Genomic DNA, 23354 nt, shown 5'->3' with positions numbered 1-23354 from the left:
GGCGACGCTTTGCCCGCTAAACGCGTCCTTGGGCAGTCTTGCTCGGCTGGTCGGCTACCCTGCCTGCCATGGCCAGCAAGCCCAGGCGGTTACTCGAGCAGCTGTCGTTCCCGGGGCCGCACGAGGTACTGCGGGGCGACCTCGCGCTCGTGGGCCTTCCGGGGGTTGTGTACACCCCGCGAGCCGGTCTCGGCCTGCCCGCGATCTCCTTCGGCCACGGGTGGCTGCAGCCACCCGGCCGCTACCGGGACCTCCTGCGCCACCTCGCCAGCTGGGGCATCGTCGCCGCCGCCCCCGCGACTCAACTCGGACCGCTTCCTTCACATCGGCTGTTCGCCTCCGACCTGCGCTCGACACTCGACATCGTGAGCGGTGTGCGGCTCGGACCGGACGGCATCAGCGTCGACCCCGGCAAGCTCGGCATCGCGGGCCACTCGACCGGTGGCGGAGCCGCCGTCCTCGCGGCCGCGGACGCCGGCCCGCAGGTCAAGGCTGTCGCGACGGTGGCCGCGGCACAGACCATCCCAGCGGCCACCACCGCGGCCCGTGGCATCCAAGTGCCGGGCATGCACCTCGCGGCCGATGAGGACCTCGTCGCCCCGACCCGGGGCAACGCCGAGGCGATCGCGCGCGCCTGGAGCGGTCCCGTTCAACTACGCACACTGCGCAAGTCTTCACATCTCGGCGTCACCGAAGGTGTGCACTGGAGCCAGCCGCTGCTGCACGGCAAACCGCATCGCGCCACCCAGCGCCTCGTCCGGGCACTGTTCACAGCGTTCTTCCTCACCGAACTCACCGGCGACGACACCTACCGGCCGCTGCTGGAGGCAGACCTCAAATCCGCTCAGCTCACGCTCCACACCGAGGCCACGCTCAGCTGACCCGCAACAGCGCGCATCCGGCGTTTCCATCCGCATCCAGCGCCGTCACCAGGCCCAGCCCCGGCTCGGCCAGCATCGCCACGAGCTGAAACGGCCCGACCGCGGCACCGAGGTCGCCGAGGTAGGCACCGGGATCGAGTACTTTCGCGGGCATACCGCTGAGCGCCTGCTCGATCCCCGCGTGTTCGGCATCGGCAAGCCGACTACCCGGCGCCGAAACCGCCGCTGTGTCCACATCGCCTGCCGCGTAACCACACCGAGCGAGGACGGAACGCACGCACTCGACCAGCGCCGCACGCAGGTCACCGTCGACTGCCACCCTCGTCTCGACCCCGAGCACCTCGGCCAGCGGGTGCCGTGCCGCGCCCTGCGGCTCCAGCAGCATCACCGCAGCTCCTTCGCCAGGCAGGCGGTCTCCGTCACGATGCCGCTCCAACCATGCCCGCGGCATGCTGCACTCCTCCACCGCGCCGCACACCACCGCTCGCGCCCTGCCGGTGGCCAGTAGCCGCGCCGAATACCGCAGCCCGCTCAGGCCGGACATCCGGCCACCCGCGATGGTGGAGTTCGGGCCGCGTAACCCGTGCCAGATCGCCACCTGGCTCGCGGCGCTGTTCATCAACGCGTACGGCATCATGGCCGGGTTGACGAAGTACGGCTTACGCCGGGTCAGCGAGTCGCTCGTGAACTCCCATTGTGTCTGCGCGCTGCCCGAAGTGGTTCCCAGCACGACACCCGTGAGCACGTCGACCTCGACATCGGCCAGCAAGTCGCGTGCCACGGCGACCGCCAGTGCGCTGCACCGATCCATCGAAGCGGTGCCCTTCTTACCAAGAGCGTCCTCGACGACGAACTGTTCGGCCACCAAGCCCCGCAGCATCGGATGCCGCTCGTCAAGCACGGTCGCCCGCGCCCGCGCGGGGTCCAGCGCCGCGCGACCCGAGCCACCTGCAGAGATCGCCGACCACGCAGTGATCACCGCACCCACTGGGCTACCGCTTCCCGATGACAACGGTCGCATTGTTGCCGCCGAAGGCCAACCCGTTGTTCAGCACGACCCGCGGCTCACCCGGCACAGCTCGGTTGGGCACGCAGTCGATGGCGCACTCGGGGTCGGTGCGCTCGTGGTTGATCGTCGGCGGAATGAAACCGTGTTCCAGCGCCAACGCGCACGCTGCTGCGGCAAGCGCCCCAGCGGCGCCCATCGTGTGTCCGAGCATCGACTTCACCGAGATCGTGCGCGGCATCCGTGGCCCGAACAACTCATGCATGGCCCCGCACTCGGTGACATCGTTGGCCTTCGTGCCCGTACCGTGGGCACTGACGAAATCCACCTCGCCCGGCGTGACGTTGGCGTCCAGCAGGGCCAGTTCCATGCACCGGCGAACGCTTTCCCCGTCGGGAGCGACCTGATGCCGGGCATCGCAGTTGAGGCCGTAACCGAGTATCTCGCCGTAGCTGCGCGCACCCCTGGCCAGTGCGGCCTCGAGCGGTTCCAGCAGCAGCATCGCAGCACCTTCCCCGGTCAAGATGCCACGGCGATCACTGTCGAAGGGGCGACAGTGTCGCGGGTCGATGGCGCCGAGCCGGTAGAACCCGGTGAACGTCATCCGGCACATCGCATCGGCGCCGCCGCACAACGCGAAGTCGGCCTCTCCCGTCCGCACCGCGTCGAACCCGTTGCCGATCGCGTAGTTGCCGGCCGCGCAGGCCGTCGCGATCGTGGAAACCTCCACGTTGGACAGTTGGAGTTCGCGCGCCACCCCGGTGGCGAGCCTGCCTGCCGCAACCCTGCATGCCGCGTCCGGATCGATCGCATCAGGGCCCGAGCGGGTGAACGCCTCGGCGACACGTTCGCCGTCATCCGAACCACCGTCCGTAGTGCCCACCGAAATGACGCCACGCGATCCGGTCAGGCCGGTTTCGGTCAGGCCCGCGTCCGCGATCGCCATGCGTGCCGAAGCGATCGCGAACTGGCCGGCCCGGCTCACCTGCGCCATCGGCACCCGCCGCACCCATCGACAGGGCTCGAACCCGCTGACCTCGCAGCCGGTGGCATGCGCGAATCCGGTGGTGTCGAAGGCGTTGATCGGACCCGCGCCGCTACGCCCTGCACGCAGGCTCTCGTGGAACGCGTCGACGCCGATGCCTATGCTCGACACCACGCCCAGGCCGGTGATCGCGACTCGGCGCATCCTCCATCACCCCAGGGCCGCGCTGAGCACTTCGTACACGCCGCGCAGATTCACCAACCGCTCGAGTTCGCTCTCGTCGATCTCCACGTCGAACTCGATCTCGAGGTGAGCCAGCAGTTCGATCAGCTTCATGGAATCGGCACCGAGGTCGTCGGTGAACAGGTCGGTGTCGCTGACCTTCTCCTCGTCGACCTCCAGCACCCGGCACACGAGTTGTTTGATCTCCGTAGTGCGTCGCTCGACCACGGGGTTCATTTGAGCCAACTGTTGTTCGAGAAGTCGTCGTCGTCGAAAGAATCCTCCACCCGGTGCCGCGACCGGCGCGGGGGCGGGGGCGGCGGGGGCTGCACGGGTTCGGGATCGGGCGGAGGTGCCACCGAACGCGAGTACTTGCGCTCCGGTTTGGGCTCCGAGTGCTGGACCTCAGGTCGCGCGTGCTGTTGCGGTGCGGGGGCAGGGCTCGCGGCGTAGTCGGCGTAGCGCGCGAACTCGTCGGTCTGCTGGTCGGCCTCTTCCGGACCGAATCCCATGACCGTGTCCTTGTCCGCAAGCGACTTGTCCGTGGCCCACCCGCCCGCATCGCGCTGCCTGCGGGTGAGTTCGCCAAGGTGTTTGGCCGCACGTTCGGCAACCGCGCCCTGCTTTTGCAGACTGTCTCTTGCTTGCTCTTTTACGGCGGCGGCGTGACGTTCCCGCAGCGCTCGCCGATCCGCCAGTTCCCGGCTGATCCGGCCAAGTCGGGAGATGGCGGCCGCGGCTCTTCCCTCAGCCATGCGAACTCCTCACGGTCGTGTCGGTCAGCGATCGAACCGCACGGAACGGTCGACGTCGATGTCGATGTCGCCGTCCAACGAGCCGCTGATCCTGCTGCCACCGGTGCTGTTGTCGAAGATCTCACCGTCGATGCGGTACGCGCTGGAGCCACGTTCCTGGTCGCCGCCCTGTCCACCACCGGCGCCGCCCATGGCTCCCATGCCGCCCATCATGCCCATTCCACTCCCGGCAGCCGTGCCGCCGCTCTGGGCGGGCGCCGCGGCAGGCGCCTCTCCCATGCCGCCTGGTGCGCTTCCCAACCCGGCGCCCGCAGGGGTCGACTCGGCCACACCGGACCGCGGGCCGCCGCCAACCGGCTCCTCGCCGCTGCCGCCCGGGCTGACCGCCGCTGCCTGCGCTCCCGTGGCATCGCTTCCGCCTGCGCCGATCCCGCCGACCGAACCGGCTTCGCCGCCACCGGAACCGCCTGCGACGGGCCCACCGGCACCCTCCCGGGGCTCCGACGCGCCACCCTGCGTGGGCGTGGCCTCCGGCCGCAGCGGGTTCTCGCCTGCTGCGGGCATCGTGCGAAGCTGCTCTCGTGGCGCGCCACCGGCAGCGCCGTCCCGCTGCTCCTCGCCAAGGGTGTACGTCGTCGGCGGCGGGTTGCCGTCGTCGACGGTGACCCGGGTGGGCCCGTCCGGCCCTTGCGGCTGCTCGGCGGTGATCCGGAGGTCGCCGTCCTCGATATGGATCTTCCCGTCCGGGCCCGGCCGGTAGACCTGCTCGCCGTCCTTGCCTTGTGGACCGAACTCACCGGGCTCCCCCTGCTCACCGGTGCCGAAGTCGAGCTCGTATTCCTTGGGCTCGCCGGAGCCGTCGTCGACCGTGACGCCCATCCTGCCCTCGCTGTCGGGCTCGGTCAGCTCGAGTGTGCGGTCACCTTTCTCGACGGTGAGGGTGTCCCGGTCGTCGCCGAGGTCCTTGATCGCCTCACCGGTCTCCGGGTCGATCGGATACGGCTCGCCGGTCTCAGGGTCGACCTCGAGTGGATCACCGGTGACGGGGTTCTTCCCGTCACCGGGCTGCTCCATCTCAGGAATCGACGGGGTCGCGCCGCCACCGCTGGGGCCGCCACCGCTGCCCCCTCCGGCCCCGGGTCCCGCGCCACCCGGGCCCGGGTCTGCGCCGATCCCCTGGTCTCCGGGCTGCGGTCCCGCACCCGGGTCGGTCGGAGCAGTCCCGCTGTCCTCGGGGAACTCGCTCTTGTACTCCTTGAGATAGTTGTTGAGCTCCTCCCATGCGGTGTCGACGGCTTCCTTGGTGTCGTCGCACACCTGCGTGAACCGCTGGAAGAGGTTGTCGTAGAGGTCTGGATTCCAGGAGTTCCTGACCCAGGTCTTGCATTGTTCGATGGTGTAAGTCTTGTTGCCGTCGTTGAGGCCACAGTCGTCGGCACGGATGGTTGGCTCGATGTTGCTACCGGTCTCGGCATCCACCCAGGCGGCCACCTCGAGAATCTCGTCCTGGGAGTCGAACTCACCGCGTGCCAGCTTCATCACCTTGCGGGCGATGTCGGGCAGCGCGCTGCCGACGGTGGGGGTGTAGAGCGAGAGCACCTCGTCGGCCTTGTACTTGCACGCCTCGTAGATGGTCTGCACCGTGGCCTCGATGACCTCGGCACCACCCTTGAGGTAGTCCAGCAGTTCCCTGGTGTTCGGCGCGATGTCCTCGCTGTACTTCTGGTAGGAGGCGTTCGCGCCGTCACCTGTCCAGTCCTTGTACAGCGAGTTGAGGTTCGACTCGGTGGTGCCGTGCAACTCCTCCAGCACGGAATGCGCGTCGCGCAACCGTTGCGCCTCGTCGAGGAACTTCCTGAAGTCGATCCCGCGTTGCTCGTCGAACCGCTTCTGGATGTCTTGCTGGAAGTTCAGCGGCCCGTCGATATGCCTGCAGTCACCGGGAGCCTCCCCGTCGATCGGCAGGAATTCCTCGAACACGTACAACGCGTCCTTGGCCAGATCGAACAGCTCGTCGGAGTTACCGACACCCGAGCCGCCCTCGCCAGGTGCCTGTGCGCCATCCAGCTCGGACTGATTCGAGTTGAGCCGCTGCTCGTACTGCCGTCCGACGTAACTCGCGTTCTGCGACTCTTGCCTGGCCCTGTCGTAGACCGCGTCGGTGTCGACGAACGCATTGGTGTCGGCGAACGGTGACGGGCTGACGTTGTACCGGTCGTAGTACCCCATGGCCTCGTCGTTCACCTCGCCGCCGCGAGCGTAGGCGGAAAGGACCAACTGTTTGGTGTCGGCCGAGACGTAGGGGTCCTCCAGGATCGCCTTCGTTTCCTCCCAGGTCTTCTCGCTCACATCCCGCTCCCCGACTGTGCGACCGCGGAGGACTGCTCGGCCTCAGCCGCCGCGTACTGTTGACCCGCGCTGCCGATCGATGTCGCCAGCGAGATCAGGGCGGTGCACATCGCGCCCGCGCCCTTACCCAGTTGCTCGATGGAGGCGGTGAAGTCCGCCGCCCATTGACCGTGCTCGGTGCCGAAATCTGCCTCCGCGACCTTCGCGGGCGCGAGCCCCTCCACCTCGCCCTGCGCGGCTTCCGCGGCGTCATGGATGGCCTGTGACTGGCGCGCGAGTGAGCCCGTCTCCGCTGTGTAGCCGCTCGGCGCGCCCACTCCCGAGCCGCCCGCACTCTGCCCCGGTACGCTCACGGCAGCCCCCCTCATTCGGTTGCTCGACGTTGTGGTCGCCGTATACGACGCACCGAAACAAGAGGCGGTGCCGTCGCTAATGCACAGAATCTACCGATCTGTTCGCTTCCTGTACGCCGGTTGCGGCATTTGCGACACGAAGTTCGAAAGCACTGCGAGGCATTAGGACACCGACGAAACGACTCCTGCGAGCCGGTCGGCGGCCGCCTGCGCCGTGTCCTCCGCGGGTGCCTCGACCATGACCCGCACGAGCTGCTCGGTGCCCGACGGGCGCAGCAGCACGCGCCCCTCCTCACCCAGCTCAGCGGTAACGGATTCGACCGCCTCCTTCACAGCCGGCGAGTCGGCCACCGCAGCCTTGTCCGTGACCCGGACGTTGACAAGGACCTGAGGCAGCCTGCGCATCACACCCGCGAGCTCTCGCAGCGGCTTGCCGGTCTCGGCGACACGGCTCATCAGGCGCAGCGCTGTGAGCAAGCCGTCACCCGTCGTCGCGTGTGCGGGGAGCACCACATGCCCGGACTGCTCGCCGCCGAGGGAGAACCCACCCGCACGAAGCTCCTCCAACACGTAACGGTCACCCACCGCGGTGGTGCGTAGCGTCACGCCGTGCTCCCGCATCGCCAGTCGCAGCCCCAGGTTGCTCATGACCGTGGTGACCAGTGTGTTCTCGGCGAGTTCACCCGCATCGGCCATCGCCAGCGCCAGGATCGCCATGATCTGATCACCGTCGACCAGATCACCCCCGGCGTCCACGGCCAGGCAGCGGTCGGCGTCCCCGTCGTGAGCGATACCCAGGTCGGCGCCATGCTCGACGACAGCCGCGCACAGCGCTTCGGGATGGGTGGAACCACAGCCGTCGTTGATGTTGATCCCGTCCGGGTCGGCATGCAGCGCGATGACATCGGCGCCCGCCGCGCGATACGCCTTGGGCGCGGCGTTGGAGGAGGCGCCGTTGGCGCAGTCGACCACCACCCGCAGGCCTTCGAGCGGTTGGGGGGTGGCGGCCAGAAGGTGTGCGACGTAGCGGTTCGCCGCGTCCGGCACGTCGGATACCCGACCGATCTGGGCACCGGTCGGACGCTCCGGCTCAGAGCAGAGACCGGCCTCGATCTCGTCCTCGATTCCGTCGGGAATCTTGTGACCTCTTTCACCGAACAGCTTGATGCCGTTGTCGGGCATCGGGTTGTGCGACGCGGAGATCATCACCCCGAGGTCGGCGGCGAGGTCGCTCACCAGGTACGCCACGGCCGGGGTGGGCAGCACCCCGACCCGGAGTACGTCCGCGCCTGCCGAAGCCAGCCCCGCGACCACGGCGGCCTCGAGCATCTCGCCACTCGCGCGCGGGTCCCTGCCGACGACCGCCACCGGGCGGTGGGAGCGGTCGTGTGCCGCGAGCACCCTTGCCGAGCTCGCGGCCACCGAAAGCGCGAGCTCGGGCGTGAGATCGGCATTGGCGAGGCCGCGTACCCCGTCGGTGCCGAATAGGCGAGCCATGTCCTCGACCTCCGTCTTCGTGACGACCCGAACAACCTAGCGACCCCGTCGACCGCCTCCCCCACCGGCACGCCCAGACCGCGTTTTGCCCGCTAAACGCGCGCCCCCGCTCCGGCCGCACCGCGTTTAGCAGGCTAACTGTGGTTCGCAGCAGTGGCCCGACAAAGACCAAGCGCCCACCCCCAGCCGGGGGTAGGCGCTTGGTCGTATGGCTGTGGCGTGTCAGCGCTTGCTGTACTGCGGAGCCTTCCGTGCCTTCTTGAGGCCGTACTTCTTCCGCTCTGTGGAACGTGCGTCCCGGGTCAGGAAGCCAGCCTTCTTCAGCGCCGGACGATCCTCGCTGTCGACGTCGGCCAGGGCACGCGCGATAGCTAGCCGCAGCGCGCCGGCCTGCCCGGAGATTCCACCGCCGTTGAGGTTGGCGACGATATCGAACGAATCGGGCTTCTCGACCGTGACCAGCGGCTCTCGGATGAGCTGCTGGTGCACCTTGTTCGGGAAGTACTCCTCGAGGCTCTTGCCGTTGAGCTTGAACTGGCCACTACCGGGCACGATCCGCACCCGGACGACCGCCTCCTTACGGCGACCGACCGTCTGCGCGGTGCCACCGGCGGCACGAGACGGCTTCGGCGCGGCCGGCGTCTCGCTGGTCACGACCGCGTCCTGAGCGGCCTCGGTCTCGGTGCTGGTCACAGACTGTTCCTCACTCACTGGGTCACCTGAGCGATCTTGGTGATCTCACGCGGCTGTGGCTGCTGCGCAGCGTGCGGGTGCTCAGGGCCTGCATAGACCTTGAGCTTCTTCGCCTGCGCGCGGCCCAACTTGTTCTTCGGCAGCATGCCCTTCACGACCTTCTCGACCAGTCGTTCCGGACGCGAGTCCAGCAACTCGCCGAAGGAGCGCTTACGCAGACCACCGGGGTAGCCACTGTGGCGGTAGGCGAACTTCTGGTCTCGCTTGTTGCCGGTGAGCGCCACCTTGTCAGCGTTGACGATGATGACGAAGTCACCGGTGTCCACGTGCGGAGCGTAGATGGGCTTGTGCTTGCCGCGCAGCAGCGTGGCGACCTCGGTCGCGAGCCGGCCGAGCACGACATCCTCGGCATCGATCACGTGCCAGGCACGAGTGACATCGCCGGGCTTGGGGCTGTACGTGGGCAAGGGTCTACCTCGTCGTCAACTTGCTTGTGGGGTCCGTGCGGGCTGAGCGCGTGCTGGCAGCGCGCACAACAGCTTATGAAGATACCCGGTCTCCTCGGACAAGGTGAAGCCGGGGTCCGCTGAGGTTCCTCATACTAGTGTCTGCGGCAACACGCGGTGGTGAGACTCTCCGGGGGACGAGAACAATGAAACAGCGAGTACGCACGCTCGTCACGCTCGGTGCCGCGTTGGTACTCATAGCGGGCTGCTCACCGGGGCGAGCGGGTACCGCTGTTCCCGACGGCGACGAAGTGACGCGCTATGTCAACGCCAAGTTCACCACGACACTGGAGCGACTCGACGACGAGATCTCCAGCCGCGAACCCCGTAAGAGCACCCACCGATCGTTCACCCGCATCGACGACAAGAAGGCCGACACCACCTACACGGCCATCCAGGTGGGTAGCCCACCGTCACGGCTGTACAAGAACCACTCGAACCGGGACTCGTCGGACTACCGCGACTACTTCCATCCCGCCGGCAGTGATGTGGAGTACGTCTTCCTCGGGCCGGAATACGCAGACCTGGCACCGACACCATGGGTGTCGATGCCGTACGAAGGAGCCGGCCTCAACAACTGCTTCTGGGGCGGCTACGCCGCGCTCTGCAAGATGCTTGCCGCGGTGTCCACAGCCACGCAGAACGGCGAGGCCGGCAAGCAACAGGCGAAGAGCCTCATGGACGGCAGTGTGGAACTCGTTGCCGAGATACCACTCAGTGAGTTCCTGAACCAGCGGGTCGTCGTGTTGCCGGACTGGGCACTGGCGCGGATCAGCGACCAGATGAGGAAGGGGATGCTGCGCACCCAGATCCGCCTCCGCCCCGACGGCAAACTGCAGGAGATCAAGATGACCGGCAAGATCTCCGACGGTGAGCACGAGGTCCAGATCAACGAGCATTACCAGGTACAGGACCCGCCGACAGAGGAGGAACTGCCCAATGTTCCGCCTCCGGACCAGGTGACAGTCTTGACGACCGAAGCAGAGGTCGACGAGTTCTACGATCGGATGAGCGAGATCACCAGCGCTGGCGGCTGACGGCCGCGCCGACCCCTGAGTGAAGAAAGGGTTGCCGATGACACAGCCGACCGGGCAGCCGGGGGGCTGGTGGCGGCCACCGCCCACCCCGCAACCATATTCAACCTCGCCGTACGGACAGCCGCCCACACCGCCGTCCGGGCACCAGCAAGGACCCCATGCCTACGGGGGCGGGTTCCAATCCCAGTACCAGGGACTGGGTGCCTTCGGCAGCACCGAGGTGAAGCAGCGGAAACCGAAAAAGCGCTTGCTGATCACAACCGTTGTCGTGCTCGCACTCACCGGCGGCGGTCTGGCCGCGTGGTGGCTCGGCCCGTTCCAGGACGATGTCCTTGATCAGCAATCACTCCAGCAAGGAGTGGCTACCGTGCTGCGAGACAGCTACGGCGAACACAACATCAGGAACCTGCATTGCCCCGCGGATCAGCGGATCACGACGGGACACACTTTCGAATGCTCGGTGGAGATCGGGGATCGGAAAACGGCCGTGCCGATCCGGGTGCTCAACGACAAACCCGAATACGAAGTCGGGGCGCCACGATAGCGCGAACAGGGGCGCGGGCCGGCAAGTCGCCGAGCCCGCACCCCTTTCGACGACACTCAGAACATGCCCTGGATGCTCTTGTCGGTGCCCTGGTAGCCGTCGGCGATCTGAGGCAGCGCCGTGGCGATCTGTGCCAGCACCTGCTTCATCTCGTCCAACGACTGGTTCCACTCGTTCTGGCAGTGCTGCCAGGCCTCCATGGCCTCACCGGACCAGGAGTCGACCAGCGGAGCCAGCCTGGCCTTGAGGTCCTCGAACAAGGCGTCGAGCTCGGAGCCGGTCTTGTTGCAGTCCTCCGCCGCCGTGTGGATGGTCGCGTAATCAACAACGATGCCCTCGGGCATTTTTACCTCCGCGTGAGTTGAGAAAGTCTTGGCGATTCGGTGGGCACGAACTCAGAGGCCACCGAGCGTGTTGCCGATGTTGCTGATGGCGGAGTTCTGCTCCTCTTCCGCCTGCTGGTACTTGACACCGGACTGCTGGAGCAGCTCACCGATGTTGCCGAGGGCCTCGTTCAGCTTCCTCGTCTTCTCGTCGAAGGCCATCATGACGTTCTGGAAGGCCTTCGCCGCCTCGCCCTGCCAACCTGCCTGCGTCGCCTCGATGTTGTTGCGCAGGGTGTTCAGGTTCTGGTCCATCGACGCCTTGATCTCGTCGACGTCCTGGTACGCCTGCTGAAACTGTTCCGGTGTTCCGGTAAAACCGCCTGCCATCGGGAGTGACCCCCTTCGCTCGTGATTGGCCCGTAGTCAACCTGTTCGTACTGGCCCTACGACGCAGACATTGCCACGGCAGGTTCCTCGCTGTCGCGGTAAGCCCCCAACTAGTTGCTAGCGTGAACGCTCCACTTCGGAAACCCCTACCCGTCGCCAGTCACCGGCATCGCGTTTAGCGGGCAAACTGCGGTCAGCGACCCCACCGAGAGTGCGCCTGGACCACAGTTAGCGGGCTAACCGTTGTCTCGAACCGCGGCGGTCAGTTGGTGAACTCGAGCGTGCGGACGATCTGCTCGCAGGCCTGCTGCACGCGGCGCGGCATCTCGGCTTCCTGGCACCCCACGCTGACCTGCGCTGTGCCGTGTGCGAGCACATACCAATTCACCGTCGCCGCCGGCTTGTTCTCGGTGTAGTAGATGACGTCGCGACCGGCGAAGGCATGGTGTTCGGCGAAGTCGCTGTACACGTCCGGCCTGTCGTCGGCCTGGTCGCGCAGTTCGCGGGCTAATTGTGCTCTGTTGGAACCGCCGTCGTAGGACAGGACGAACTCCTGTACGACCACGAGATCGTCGTCCTCGCTGGTCTGGGCCTCGCGGGGCTTGACAACGACCTGCCGGTCAGCGACGTTGTCCCCCGTCTGCGTCCAGTCTGCGGGCGCAACGAACTTGTACGAGTACTGCGCGAAGGTCCGCCCCTCAGCGGCCGCCCGATCGTCACCACGCGACACCAGGACAACCGTCGTGATCGCGGCAACCGCCACCACTGCGGCCACCGCTATGCCCCACAGCAACACCCGGCGACGGCGCGAGGGCGGCTTCCTTGCGGGTCCGAGCGGGACCGCAGGCGGATGGAGCTGCGGAGGCGACGGAGGCACCATCGGACGGCCCCGCGGCGGGTGACGAGGCAACGGGCCGGTCGTCGGTGGTCGCCCCTGCCGGGCCGGGTAACCAGGCCTGGCCACCACATCGGTCCGCCGATCCTGCGCGCGCATCGGCCCACTGAACCGGCCCTGCGAAGCCATACCCGGCAGCATGCCCGTCCTGTCGGGAATCACCTGTACGGCTCTCAGCGCACCACGTGCGACCACCGTCTCCGGCTGATCCAGGGTGGTCGGTACCACCCCGGTGTGTTCGTGCACCAACCGCGAGACCATGGGTATCCTGCTCGAGCCCCCCACCAGGAAGATCGCTGTCAGCTGCTTGGGCCGAAGCCCTGCGGCTTCGATCGTCTCGCTCGTCAACTCGACGGCACGCCCGAGTCGCGTCGCGATGAGCCGCTCCAGGTCCTCCCTAGTCACATGAGCATCGGCGAACGGCGGTGGCATCGGCACATCGGTGTAGGCGTGCCGCGACAGCGTTTCCTTCGCGCCACGCACATCCTGCCTCAACACCCGTCTGCGACGCCGATCCGTGAGTTCGCGACCGGTCACCAATTGCTCCCACGCGTCCGGGTCGGCATCCGACACCAGAGAACCAACGTGTTCCAGCAGGACCTGATCGATATCGGCGCCACCGAAGCTCGGGTCACCACGGGTGGCGAGGACCTCGAATGCACCGGTGCGGTTGCCCGACACCCGACGGACAACGCTCACATCGATCGTTCCCCCGCCCAGGTCCAGTACCGCGAGCACATCGCCCGGTTTCCCGCTGAACTCGACCGTGCGGTCCTGATTGACGTCTGTCGGCGCGAAGGTGGCCGCATGAAAGACCGCAGCCGCCACCGGCTCAGGTACCAGCGCGACCTCGCGGGCGAGTTGCGCCGCGGCCTGCCTCAACAGCCGGGTACGCACGGCCCCCCACTCAGCGGGGTGTGTCAGGACCAGCAGCGCTACTTCGGCGCCTCCCGCGAGCCTGCGAGCCTCCGACACCGCCCGCCTCAACACGGCATGCACGACGTCGACCACACTGAGCACCGTGTCGCCGAGCAGCAGTTCGCCTTCGTCGATTCGCCGCTTCGGCGTGGGTTCGAATCGGGACGGGTCCACGGCAGCCTGCCGCTCCGCCTCCTGGCCGACGAAGAGCGTGCCGTCCTGGGCGGCGTAAACGGCCGAGGGCAACAGCGGCTGGCCGTCAACCACCACGACCTGCGGTTCTCGGCCGTTCACAGAGGCGACGACACAGGTGCTCGATGTCCCGAAGTCCACCGCCACCCGTAAGGTCACCAGCCGCTCCCACCAATCGCGATTCCGTACTGAAGCACTCTGTCAGATGGGCTCCGACCTCGCCCGCGGTGGATACACCGTGTCGCCCGCGATGGGCAGAAGGTCACTCGGGCGGGATCCACGACACATGCATCAGTTGCTTGCCTGCTTTCCTGCTGACGAAGACACCTCGACCCGGCGGCATCGGACTCGCCTTCACATTTCCCAGCAACTGGCCCTCGTCCTTGGAGCCGTTCATCACGATGCCGGGCATCGCGAGTTCCTTCAGCTTTCCGATGATCGGGTCCATACCGGTGCGGGCGGCGCCTCCGGTGCGGCGGGCGACCACCACGTGCAGGCCGACGTCCTTGGCCTGGGCGAGGTACTCCGACAGCGGGCGCAGCGGGTTGCTGGTGGAGGTGGCCACCAGGTCGTAATCGTCAACCACCACGAACAGTTCCGGCCCGGACCACCAGGAGCGTTCCTTCAACTGCTGCGGGGTGACGTCGGGGCCGGGCAGCCGCTTGGCCATCGACTGCGTGACCTCCTTGATCATGCCCTCCAGTTGATTGGCCGACGTCGCGTATCCGAGCAGCTGGTCACCCTCGACGAAGCCGAGCATGGTGCGCCGGTAGTCGATGAGGATCAGCACCGCTTCCTTCTTGGAGTAGCGCTCGGTGATGCCGCGCACGATCTGCCGCAACAGGTTCGTCTTGCCCGACTCGCCGTCGGCGTAGGCCAGGAAGTGCGGCTCGGCATCGAAGTCCAGATACACCGGCGCCAGCTCGTCCTCGTTGACCCCGATCGGCACCAGCCTGCCGTCCCGATGCCGGTCCTGCAGCAACAATTCCTCGTAGGGCAAGAGATCCGGCAACAGGCGTACCTGCGGGGCACGCCGCCCCTGCCACGCAGAGGCGATCTTGGCGACCGCGTCCGTCACGCCGCTACCGAGGTCGTCGTCACTGCTGGACCCGTCGATGCGCGGCAGCCCACTGAGGAAGTGAAGCTTGTCCCTGGTGAGACCGCGTCCGGGCCTGCCTGGCGGCACATTCACCGCAACCCGCCTGTCGATGTCGGACTCGCTCGGGTCGCCCAGCCGCAGCTCGAACCGCGTGCCCAGCATGTCCTTGATGGCGGGCCGGATATCCGCCCAGCGGTTGGACGCGATGATCACGTGCACGCCGTAGGTCAATCCTTGCACTGCGAGCTTAGTGATCTGCGGCTCCAACTCCTCAAAGTCGTCACGCAGCGCCCGCCAGCCGTCGACCACCAGGAACGCGTCGCCGAACGGGTCCTGCTCGGCGGTGATCTCGCCTCGGCGCTTGCGGTTGCGGAAGTCGTTCATCGAGTCCACGCCCAGCGCGCCGAACCGGGCCTCCCGCTCGCTCACCAGCGTGATGAGCTCGGCGACAATCCGCCGCGCCTTGTCAGGCTCCCGCCGTGCGACCGCGACACCGCCGACGTGGGGCAGTCCGTTCAGCGCCGCCAGCGTGCCACCACCGAGGTCGATGCAGTAGAACTGCGCCTCCTCCGGCGTGTGGGTCAACGCCATCGACATCACCAGCGTCCGCAACATCGTCGACTTGCCCGACTGCGGACCACCGATCACCACTCCGTGCCCGGCACCACCGGAGAAATCCGCCCACAACGGGTCACGCCGCTGCTCGTAGGGCCGGTCCACGATCCCCAACGGCACCTGCAACCGCCCGTTACCGAAGAACCCCACCGGCGAAAGGCCCCTGTCCTCCGTCGGGTTCAGGTTCGGCAACAACGTGTCGAGTGAGTTCGGCTCGTTCAGCGGTGGCAGCCAGACCTCGTGGGCAGGCGGCCCCTGCCCCACCAGCCTGCCGACGATCACATCGAGTTCGCTGGGCTCGACTGCCTCCTCGGACTCCTGCTGCTTCGGCTGCTCGATCGGCTCCGGCTCCTGCTCGGGAACCTTCGGCAACTCGACGAAGTCAGGGACGAACAGCTGTGGTCGCTTGTCCGCACGAACCACCTTGGCCCCAGGAGCGGCCGCCTTGATGCCTGCGGGCCGGTAGGGCCCGGAAACGTAGGAGGCCTTGAATCGGACCAGCGTGGACGTGTCGTACTTCAGGTACCCCCCACCGGGCACTGAAGGAAGTTCGAAGGCGTCGGGCACCCCAATGGCGGCACGGGACTCGGCGGCAGAGAACGTCTTGAGCCCGATCCGGTAGGACAGGTGCGAATCCAGACCCCGAAGCTTCCCTTCTTCCAGTCGCTGCGACGCCAGCAGCATGTGCATCTGCAGTGACCGACCGAGACGGCCGATGGCAACGAACAGGTCGATGAAGTCGGGTTTCGCCGACAGCAGTTCGGAGAACTCGTCCACCACGATGAACAACGCGGGAAGCGGGTCGAGATCGGCGCCGTTCTCCCGCGCCTTCTCGTACTCCCACACGTTCTTGAAGTTGCCGCCGTTCTTCAACGCCTCCTGCCGCCGATTCATCTCGCCCGCGAGGGCGTCCTTCATGCGGTCGACAAGGGTGACCTCGTCGGCGAGGTTGGTGATGACGGCTGATACGTGGGGTGCCTTGTCCAGACCGAGGAAGGTGGCCCCGCCCTTGAAGTCCACGAGTACGAAGTTGAGCGCCGTCGACGAGTGGGTGGCGAGCATCCCCAGCACCAACGTACGCAGAAACTCCGACTTACCGGAGCCGGTGGCACCAATGCACAGGCCGTGTGGGCCCATACCTTCCATCGCGGCTTCCTTGATGTCCAGTTCCACCGGCTGGCCGTACTCTCCGACGCCGAACGGCACCCGGTAGCGGTCCCTGATCGGCCTCGGCCGCCACGCCTGCTGAACGTCGAACGTCATCGGGTCGCCGGGGATTCCGAGCAGCTCCAGCAACGACGGGTTGGACAGCAGCGGCTGCTCCTCACCCTCGTCCGCCGCCGCCGAGCCCATCCGGTAAGGCGAGAGCTTCCGTGCGAGCGCCTCGGCCTCGGCCAGGCTGAGCCAGTCCGGACGTCCGAACCACTCGACACCACCCGCGCTTCGGGCACCCAGCCGTTCCTGCTCGACCACCAGCCGCAGCCCACGGCGTGCGGCCAGGTTGCCGATCGAGTCGGAAAGGTCGATCAGCGTGACCCCGACGAGGCCCTCCTCGAGCAGGATCTGTTCTTCGCCGGTGACGTCGGCGTCGTCAATGACGATCACGACATGTGGTTGGTCCGGTGCCGGCGTCGCGTTCCGGGAGAACCGCTGGCGGTCGCGCAGTTCGTCGTCGAGCCACTGCTCGATATGCGCGAGCGAACCGCTCATCATCCGGAGCTGGCCGATGCCGTCCGACAACGTCGGGTGCTGCACATGAGGCAGCCATTTGGCCCACTCCCAGTGTTCCTTCGCGCGCCCCGCCGTCGCGATCCCGATCAGCACGTCGTCGGGGCTGTGGAAGGTGACAAGTTGCGCGAGCAACGCGCGGGTCAAACTGCGGGTGAGCTTCTTGTCGCCCTGCATTCCGACGGCCGCGAAACCCCGAAGGGTGATCTGTGTCGGCAGGTCGGGCACGATCGAGTGTGCCCTCACGAACCGGCGCAACGCCAGCGTCGCGATCGGCTCCAACTCGTCGACGGGCCCGGTCTGCGGCGGTACCAGTCGGGTGGCCAGGCGGTGCGAGCTGCGGCCGACCCTCAGGTGCAGAAAGTCCTGGTCGCTCTGCCGCCGCTCCCACATCCGCCTCGTGGTCGCCAACGACCACAGTGTTTCCGGGTCCGGGTGCACCCACTCCAGCGCCGCACGCTGGTCGACCATCGCCTCCCTGGCCCTGTCCCGCATCTGGCCGAGATACCGCAGGTAGTCCTTGCGGTCCTCGTTCATCTCGGCCTTCTTCTGCTGCCCGCCACGACCACCGCCCGCGAACATGCCGACCATCGACATCATCATCATCAGCGGCATCATCAGGAAGAACGGGCTGCGCGCCATGTCGCGGTTGGCCGTGAACATGAAGACGACCATGCCCACCATCGCGACGACCATCACGACCGGCAACAGCTTCATGACGATGTTGCCGGGTATGGTCCTCGGCACCTCGGGCGGCGGCTCGAGATGCACCTCGCCGCCCGGTGGACGGGGAGCAGCAAGCCGTGGCGACCGCTTGAACTGCAGCGTGCTCACCGAAAGGACCCCTCTTCGACTCGGCGACGTCGGCCCGGCAGGCGCACGGACCGATACATTCACCGGAAGTGCCCCCACGCATGACCAAGGTGCGTTAATACTAGGGCGGCAATACGACATCGTGGGGCTGGTTCGCCGAACGTGACCGCCCTCGGCGGCCAGTTACCCGCGACGCGGTATAAGTACCGCGTCGATATCTCCAGGTAGGGGGCGAACAGGTGGCAACGGGCACGACGGTTTTCAGCAGGGTGACGGTGGTGGCGCCGCGTACCCGTATCGATGTCGCGCTGCCCGCGGACATCGCGGTTGCCGACCTGATGCCCATGCTGCTGGAGATGGCCAAAGAAGTCAGCCCCGACGGAGGCGCCAGACACGGCGGCTGGGCGCTGGCCAAGCTCGGCGACGGACCGCTCGACCCCAGCCGGACACTCGCCTCCCTCGGCATCGTCGACGGCGAACTACTCCAGCTACGCAAGCGCAACGAGAACCCGCCGCCGCCGCTCTACGACGACGTCGTCGACGCCATAGCCGAAGCACAGCCCGACAGCTTCCGGCCTTGGACCAAGGAAACCGCGCAGCGCATCGGCCACATCGCCGGCACGCTGGCACTGCTCACCGCCGCGATCGCGCTCTTCTTCAGCGGCCCGCTGTTCGGCGGCAACGGCATCGCGACGGCGATCGCGGGCGGTATTGGTGCGATCGCCTGTGTGGCCGTGGGCGCGACCCTGGTGAAGGCTTACGAAGCGGAAGCGACCGGCGTGGTGATCGCTGCTGCCGGTGGGCTGCCACTGGCGTTCGTCAGCGGGTTCTACATCGTGCCGGCAGCGTCGTCCGTGCGCGCGAACCTGCTGCTGGCCAGCGCACTGGTCGTTGTGGTGGCCGCGGTATGCATCCTGGTCATCGGTGCTGGGATCACCACCTTCATCGCCGCGGCGACGGCGGGCGTTTTCGGATTGCTCGCCTTCCTTGTCGCGACACTGATCGCTCACCCCGCGCCCGGCATCGCCGCGGGTACCGCCGCCGTGGCTCTCGCGGGCATCTCCATGTTGCCAAGGGCAACCATCTGGCTGTCCAAGCTGCCGTTGCCGCACGTGCCGGGAACCGCCGAGGAACTCAAAGAGGATTCCGGCTACCCGGACTACTCCTCGATCGAGCGCAGGACCAGCATCGCGCACAAGTACATGACCGGCCTGCTCATCGGGTGTGGTTCGGTGACAGCGGTCGCCGCCATCATCACGGCTTCGTCGTCGGACATCTACGGCATCCTCACCGCGGTGATCGCCACGATGGTCCTGTTGCTGCGCGCCCGCACCTATGCCAACGGCAGCCAGGCGGTTGCCCTACTGACGACAGGCATGGTTTCGGCCGCGGGCATCCTGCTCGGCTGGATGTGGACCGAGGACGCGACAGGCCGCATCATCTGGGTGTTCGGGTCGCTGGTGTTGATGGCCGCAGCCGCACTCGTGCTGGGAGTGGTCTTCCCGAACCAGCGTTTCTCCCCACCGATGCGGCGCACCGTCGAGATCATCGAGGCTGTGTGCATCGCGGCGGTCCTGCCACTGGCGCTGGCGGTCATGGGACTGTACTCGACGCTGCGCCATCTCGACATCGGCGGCTGACCCGCCGCTTTCCGCTCACCGAGGTAATAGGGGGTCGCGTGCGTAGGGCTTGGCCGCTGAGGCGCGCATCCGCGCTGGCGCTGACCGTTGCGATCGGCACGGTGTGCCCCGGACTGTCACCCGTCCCTGCCATGGCACAGGATTCCCCGCCCGACGGCGAGGGCTATTACGCGACGCCGCCGCCGCTGGGCAACACCGCACCGCCCACCGACACCGGCCGACCGGACAAGCCCTACGTCAAGCAGGTCGGGTGTGTGGAACGCGACCTGGGTCGCGACGTCATCCCACGGGAAACCCCTTGGGGACAGCAGTACCTGCGCATCAACGAGGTGCACGACCTGATGCGTTCCACGGTCGGTTCCGTTGGAAGGTACCCGGGAGGCGAACCTGTTCGTGTCGCGGTGATCGATACCGGGATCACCAACCACCCGTTCTTCAACGGCAGGGTGCAGGGCGTCGAGGACTATGTGGCCGACACCGCCAGCGGTCCCGGCCTGGAGGATTGCGACGGGCACGGCACCGAGGTCGCGGGCATCATCGCGGCCAACACCACACCCGACATCGGGTTCAACGGTGTCGCCCCAGAAGTTCAGATCCTCTCGATCCGCCAGTCCAGTCAGAACTACTCTGTCGACGACTCGGCGTCGCAGTCCAGCGGCGGCAACGACAACGCAGGCGGTGAGGACGGCAACGACCCCGGCAGCGGCGGCGACACAGGTGGTGAAGGCCAACCGAACGCACTGCGCTCGCCCACCGACCCCACTGACACAGCCCCGGCGCAGAACGGTGGCCGTACGCAGGAAGAAGAGGACGCGGCGGGCACACTGGACACTCTCGCGCAGGCTGTCGTCCGCGCCACCGACGAGAACGCCGATGTCATCAATATCTCGATCAACAACTGCAGGCCCGCCGACGGCAACATCGGCGAGGGGGAACGCAAGCTCCAGGCCGCTGTGCGGTATGCCGTGGACAACGACGTCGTCGTGGTAGCGGCCGCAGGCAACACCGGCGAGAACTGCCCCCAGAACGATCAGCGAGACCCCGGCAAGCCGAAGACGATCGTGACGCCTCCCTGGTTCGCCGAGGACGTCCTTTCGGTGGCGGCCATCGACGAAACCGGCAGTGTGGCCGACTTCAGCGTCCACGGACCATGGGTGACAGTCGCCGCACCGGGAACCGGCATCACCTCCCTTGACCCGGCCGTCGGCTCTGGGGGGCTGGCGAATCTCACCATCGAGAACGGCGAGCCACAGCAGATCCAGGGCACCAGCTTCGCGGCACCATATGTATCGGGTGTGGCCGCGTTGGTGCGTGCGAAGTACCCGGACCTGACGGCTCGCCAGGTGATGTACCGGATCGCGTACACGGCGCAGCATCCGGCCGCATCGGGTGGTCGGGACAACTTCATTGGTTACGGGATCATCGACCCGATGGCGGCGTTGACGGCGACGGTGCCTTCCGAAGAGGGCATCGAACCTGCGAGGGCAGAGGCGCTTCCTTCGGACCTGCCGATGACCGACAACCGCGACTGGACCCCGATGGTCGTGGCATTGGCGGGCTCCGGCGGTGCGCTGATGGCGTTGATCATCACTCTCTTCGTGGTACACACCATCCGCCGCAACCGCACCGCACAAACCCGCCCCGAGGACAGCCGGAAGCGCGTTTAGCGGGCTAACCGCGCTTTCGACGGCCTGCCGATGATCCGGAGAGTCGGCTTGTCTTTGCGCAACCCTGCCCAGCGCCGGCACCCTCACAACGCAGCTGCAGCTGCATCTCGACAATCAGGTTGCTTGGCCCACCTGCAGGTGGAGAACAACGTTTAGCGGGCAAACCGCGGTAGGCGGGCGACCACCATGGGGGTCAAAGCACCCAGCCTGCAGGTGAGCGACGCCGCAAGGCGAACGGTTTGCCCGCTAAACGCGCAACCAACACGCACCGGCTCACCTGGCCAGCTGCGTGAACTAGTCTTCTGCTCCCGTGGATCGGCCGGGTCGAGCTGACCGGGCTACCCCAAGACCCGCCGACCACAGTCCTGCCGTAGTCGGCCTACGGCAGGTGGTTTCAGTTTCCACCTGCAGCCCCGGCCGCACCTTGCTCCTCGAAGGACCCGGCGTCCGGGTCCACCGGCACCGCGTCGAAGGTACGCATGACGTCTTGGGTATTCAGTGAAGCACCCACGGGAAGCAACTTGATAATGGACTCGGGAGCGGGGTCGAGCCTGTTCAACCCCAGCCCGGAGGCGATTTCGGTACTCGGGATGCCGTAGCGCATTCCGCGATCGGAGATCAGCTGGATATTGCCCCTGCCGAAGGTGTCCTTGGTCGTCGCCGACCGAACCGCGGCCGCGAACCCGGGTCGCATGTAGAAGCTGTCGATCTTCCAGTTGTCAGGACTCGGAGATCCGATGTCGATCAGTTGCGGCTTGCCTTGGGCGTCCTTGGGTCCTGGCAACTCGGCGCCGACGTAGACGGCGGTGTAGGCGTCCCGCTGGGGACCCGTGCCTTTGACACTCCAGCCAAGGCAGCCGACTGGGAACTTCAAGGGGTCAAGCACGGTCGGCACCGACGGCGGGTAGTAGTCGACGTCGAGGTAGGCGGGGTCGTTCCTGCCAACGCTGGGGGCGTTCGTCAGTACGTCCGGGCTGACTCGCTCGACGGATTCGCCTCCGCCTTGGGTGTTACTGAACCGGATCATGTCGGCAACGGCCTGCGTGACCGGTTGAGTACCCGACCGAGTAATCACGTAGTACTCAGTGCTGTTACTACGTTCTATGGCGAAGACTGCCCCGACAGGCAGGCCGTCGACGTCGAATCCGTCAGGCGTCTCACCGGCTCCCGGCACTGTGGGTGCCTTGAGCTCGCCCACAGCAGGGATCGCATTCAACAACCCCATCGAGATTCGCCTTGCCATGGCCGGGTCGAGTTCCAATGCACGGCGCACGGAGGCGTCTTCCATGTCGACCTCGGCCCGAACAGCGTTCGCGTTGGGTTGGTTCTCGTCAGTACCTTGTCGGTAGATCAAATGATGCTTGCCGTCTTCGGCGACAACCAGGAGCGCTTGGTTCTGCGTCAGTTCCCGCCCGAGGTCCTTCAGGCCTGCGAAGACAGCTGTCGTTGTCTCTGCCGAGTCCCGCGCCAAGCCGCTGGGCAGGTCACGGTTGATGTCGATCTGGTCGCAGACCGCCCAATCAGTCGAGATGAGCTGGTCCTCGGCCGGCAGCAACTCAGGGCCGTTCGGTATGCCCTGGAGCCGCCCTCGCGGGATGTCTTTGAGCTGATCGTCGGGGACCACCTCGGGCTCGTCAGGCTGGCCACCGCTCTCGGCAGCCGCCGCCTGCCCACCTTCCCCTCCGTGTTGGGATGCCATGAGCATCAACCTTGCCGAAGCAAGGTTGAACGTCGGAATCAGCTTCTTCGGGTTTTCCGCGACGACATAGACGGAACCGGACGGCTCACCGATGACGATGCCGGAGTCCGGGGGCTTGGGGGCAGGCTTGAAGAACCCGACGATGACGAAGCCGACCATCGCCAGCGCACTCAGCACGACACCGACGATGGTGGCACGCGAGTGCGTCCGCATGGGGTCGTGCAACATCACCGCGTCCTTGCGGACCAGCGCGGACTGCATGCGCCGCAGCACGAACCGGTACGCCTGGACTTGCGACTTGGTTGTCGGTGTTGACGGCATTCTCGACCTACAGCTCTCCCACTCGCGGTACGGTTCCGCAGGATAGCCGTGCGGGGAACCATCTGGTGTTGGTTTCTACCAACTCCGTCCTGGTTCGGTTTCCCGGGACCGGTTGACGCCAGTTGTACGCACGAGGGGAAGAGAACGAGCGGATGTCCGTCAGCACTCCTCCACGTCGCACGGGCCCGCCGCCGAGACCGCAACCGCCGGTCGGACGGCCTGCTGG

Annotated in this window: 19 protein-coding genes; 5 read left to right on the top strand and 14 right to left on the bottom strand. The window is 66.7% G+C overall.

The window, feature by feature from the left end; genetic code table 11:
• Positions 1–68 precede the first annotated feature (68 nt).
• Positions 69–881 carry a poly(ethylene terephthalate) hydrolase family protein gene (locus SACMADRAFT_RS03655; RefSeq protein WP_009152429.1) on the top strand — a complete coding sequence of 271 codons (813 nt, stop codon included), beginning with the start codon at positions 69–71 and terminating at the stop codon, positions 879–881.
• On the opposite strand, the gene SACMADRAFT_RS03650 is transcribed toward SACMADRAFT_RS03655, so the two are convergent.
• The 9 genes from SACMADRAFT_RS03650 to rplM all read right to left on the bottom strand — a co-directional run bounded on the left by SACMADRAFT_RS03650 (position 874) and on the right by rplM (position 9208).
• Positions 874–1860 (bottom strand): beta-ketoacyl synthase N-terminal-like domain-containing protein, encoded by a 987-nt coding sequence (locus SACMADRAFT_RS03650; protein ID WP_232285538.1) that lies wholly within the window; start codon positions 1858–1860, stop codon positions 874–876. The two genes, SACMADRAFT_RS03655 and SACMADRAFT_RS03650, sit on opposite strands and share 8 nt — an antisense overlap.
• A gap of 13 nt (positions 1861–1873) precedes the next feature.
• Positions 1874–3076: a beta-ketoacyl-[acyl-carrier-protein] synthase family protein gene (locus tag SACMADRAFT_RS03645; RefSeq protein WP_009152427.1), complete on the bottom strand. Its 1203-nt coding sequence runs from the start codon at positions 3074–3076 to the stop codon at positions 1874–1876.
• Between the two features lie 6 nt (positions 3077–3082).
• The gene (locus SACMADRAFT_RS03640; RefSeq protein ID WP_009152426.1) at positions 3083–3331 is read right to left on the bottom strand and encodes an acyl carrier protein; all 249 of its coding nucleotides are present in this window, start codon (positions 3329–3331) and stop codon (positions 3083–3085) included.
• Positions 3328–3849, bottom strand: a complete 522-nt coding sequence (locus SACMADRAFT_RS03635; protein ID WP_009152425.1) for a hypothetical protein — start codon at positions 3847–3849, stop codon at positions 3328–3330. Before SACMADRAFT_RS03635 ends, SACMADRAFT_RS03640 begins: the two co-directional genes overlap by 4 nt.
• Before the next feature lie 24 nt (positions 3850–3873).
• Positions 3874–6198: a WXG100 family type VII secretion target gene (locus SACMADRAFT_RS03630; RefSeq protein ID WP_009152424.1), complete on the bottom strand. Its 2325-nt coding sequence runs from the start codon at positions 6196–6198 to the stop codon at positions 3874–3876.
• Complete coding sequence (locus SACMADRAFT_RS03625; RefSeq protein WP_232285537.1) at positions 6195–6551, bottom strand: hypothetical protein; 357 nt, start codon at positions 6549–6551, stop codon at positions 6195–6197. The genes SACMADRAFT_RS03630 and SACMADRAFT_RS03625 overlap by 4 nt, the downstream gene beginning before the upstream one ends.
• A 162-nt stretch (positions 6552–6713) precedes the next feature.
• Positions 6714–8048, bottom strand: coding sequence for a phosphoglucosamine mutase (gene glmM / locus SACMADRAFT_RS03620; protein ID WP_009152422.1), 1335 nt, complete (start codon positions 8046–8048; stop codon positions 6714–6716).
• A gap of 222 nt (positions 8049–8270) precedes the next feature.
• Positions 8271–8741 (bottom strand): 30S ribosomal protein S9, encoded by a 471-nt coding sequence (rpsI, locus tag SACMADRAFT_RS03615; RefSeq protein WP_009152421.1) that lies wholly within the window; start codon positions 8739–8741, stop codon positions 8271–8273.
• Between the two features lie 14 nt (positions 8742–8755).
• Positions 8756–9208 (bottom strand): 50S ribosomal protein L13, encoded by a 453-nt coding sequence (rplM, locus tag SACMADRAFT_RS03610; RefSeq protein WP_009152420.1) that lies wholly within the window; start codon positions 9206–9208, stop codon positions 8756–8758.
• A 185-nt stretch (positions 9209–9393) separates the two neighbouring features.
• Here rplM and SACMADRAFT_RS03605 point away from each other — a divergent pair, with 185 nt between their 5' ends.
• On the top strand, positions 9394–10284 hold the full coding sequence (locus SACMADRAFT_RS03605) for a hypothetical protein (protein ID WP_009152419.1): 891 nt from the start codon (positions 9394–9396) through the stop codon (positions 10282–10284).
• 220 nt (positions 10285–10504) lie between these two features.
• A complete protein-coding gene (locus tag SACMADRAFT_RS30740; RefSeq protein ID WP_232285536.1) occupies positions 10505–10828 on the top strand; it encodes a DUF4333 domain-containing protein in 324 nt (107 codons plus the stop codon).
• Positions 10829–10884: 56 nt separating this feature from the next.
• Here SACMADRAFT_RS30740 and SACMADRAFT_RS03595 read toward each other — a convergent pair whose 3' ends face one another.
• From SACMADRAFT_RS03595 to SACMADRAFT_RS03580, 4 genes are all read right to left on the bottom strand, one after another.
• Positions 10885–11172 carry a WXG100 family type VII secretion target gene (locus tag SACMADRAFT_RS03595; RefSeq protein ID WP_009152417.1) on the bottom strand — a complete coding sequence of 96 codons (288 nt, stop codon included), beginning with the start codon at positions 11170–11172 and terminating at the stop codon, positions 10885–10887.
• Between the two features lie 51 nt (positions 11173–11223).
• Positions 11224–11541, bottom strand: coding sequence for a WXG100 family type VII secretion target (locus tag SACMADRAFT_RS03590; RefSeq protein ID WP_009152416.1), 318 nt, complete (start codon positions 11539–11541; stop codon positions 11224–11226).
• A 262-nt stretch (positions 11542–11803) separates the two neighbouring features.
• Complete coding sequence (locus tag SACMADRAFT_RS03585) at positions 11804–13705, bottom strand: type VII secretion-associated protein (protein WP_009152415.1); 1902 nt, start codon at positions 13703–13705, stop codon at positions 11804–11806.
• 103 nt (positions 13706–13808) lie between these two features.
• Positions 13809–17822 (bottom strand): type VII secretion protein EccC, encoded by a 4014-nt coding sequence (locus tag SACMADRAFT_RS03580; protein WP_009152414.1) that lies wholly within the window; start codon positions 17820–17822, stop codon positions 13809–13811.
• A gap of 218 nt (positions 17823–18040) precedes the next feature.
• Here SACMADRAFT_RS03580 and eccD point away from each other — a divergent pair, with 218 nt between their 5' ends.
• Both eccD and SACMADRAFT_RS03570 read left to right on the top strand, forming a co-directional pair.
• Entirely contained in the window at positions 18041–19441 is a 1401-nt protein-coding gene (gene eccD, locus SACMADRAFT_RS03575; protein WP_009152413.1) for a type VII secretion integral membrane protein EccD, read from the top strand.
• A gap of 38 nt (positions 19442–19479) precedes the next feature.
• Complete coding sequence (locus SACMADRAFT_RS03570) at positions 19480–21108, top strand: S8 family serine peptidase (RefSeq protein WP_009152412.1); 1629 nt, start codon at positions 19480–19482, stop codon at positions 21106–21108.
• A 394-nt stretch (positions 21109–21502) separates the two neighbouring features.
• Here the strand turns inward: SACMADRAFT_RS03570 and eccB are convergent, their stop codons facing one another.
• Positions 21503–23128 (bottom strand): type VII secretion protein EccB, encoded by a 1626-nt coding sequence (eccB, locus tag SACMADRAFT_RS03565; protein WP_009152411.1) that lies wholly within the window; start codon positions 23126–23128, stop codon positions 21503–21505.
• Positions 23129–23354 lie beyond the last annotated feature (226 nt).

The organism is Saccharomonospora marina XMU15, from assembly GCF_000244955.1.
GTDB classification, from domain to species: Bacteria; Actinomycetota; Actinomycetes; order Mycobacteriales; family Pseudonocardiaceae; genus Saccharomonospora_A; species Saccharomonospora_A marina.
The sequence above is the reverse complement of the archived record's forward strand: the minus strand, read 5'-3'. Positions and strand labels throughout refer to the sequence as shown.

Coding starts and splice junctions, on each gene's coding strand:
- SACMADRAFT_RS03655 (WP_009152429.1), top strand. CDS start 69: ATGGCCAGCAAGCCCAGGCGGTTACTCGAGCAGCTGTCGTTCCCGGGG.
- SACMADRAFT_RS03640 (WP_009152426.1), bottom strand. CDS start 3,331: ATGAACCCCGTGGTCGAGCGACGCACTACGGAGATCAAACAACTCGTG.
- eccB (WP_009152411.1), bottom strand. CDS start 23,128: ATGCCGTCAACACCGACAACCAAGTCGCAAGTCCAGGCGTACCGGTTC.
- glmM (WP_009152422.1), bottom strand. CDS start 8,048: ATGGCTCGCCTATTCGGCACCGACGGGGTACGCGGCCTCGCCAATGCC.
- SACMADRAFT_RS03595 (WP_009152417.1), bottom strand. CDS start 11,172: ATGCCCGAGGGCATCGTTGTTGATTACGCGACCATCCACACGGCGGCG.
- SACMADRAFT_RS03635 (WP_009152425.1), bottom strand. CDS start 3,849: ATGGCTGAGGGAAGAGCCGCGGCCGCCATCTCCCGACTTGGCCGGATC.
- SACMADRAFT_RS03590 (WP_009152416.1), bottom strand. CDS start 11,541: ATGGCAGGCGGTTTTACCGGAACACCGGAACAGTTTCAGCAGGCGTAC.
- SACMADRAFT_RS03645 (WP_009152427.1), bottom strand. CDS start 3,076: ATGCGCCGAGTCGCGATCACCGGCCTGGGCGTGGTGTCGAGCATAGGC.
- SACMADRAFT_RS03605 (WP_009152419.1), top strand. CDS start 9,394: ATGAAACAGCGAGTACGCACGCTCGTCACGCTCGGTGCCGCGTTGGTA.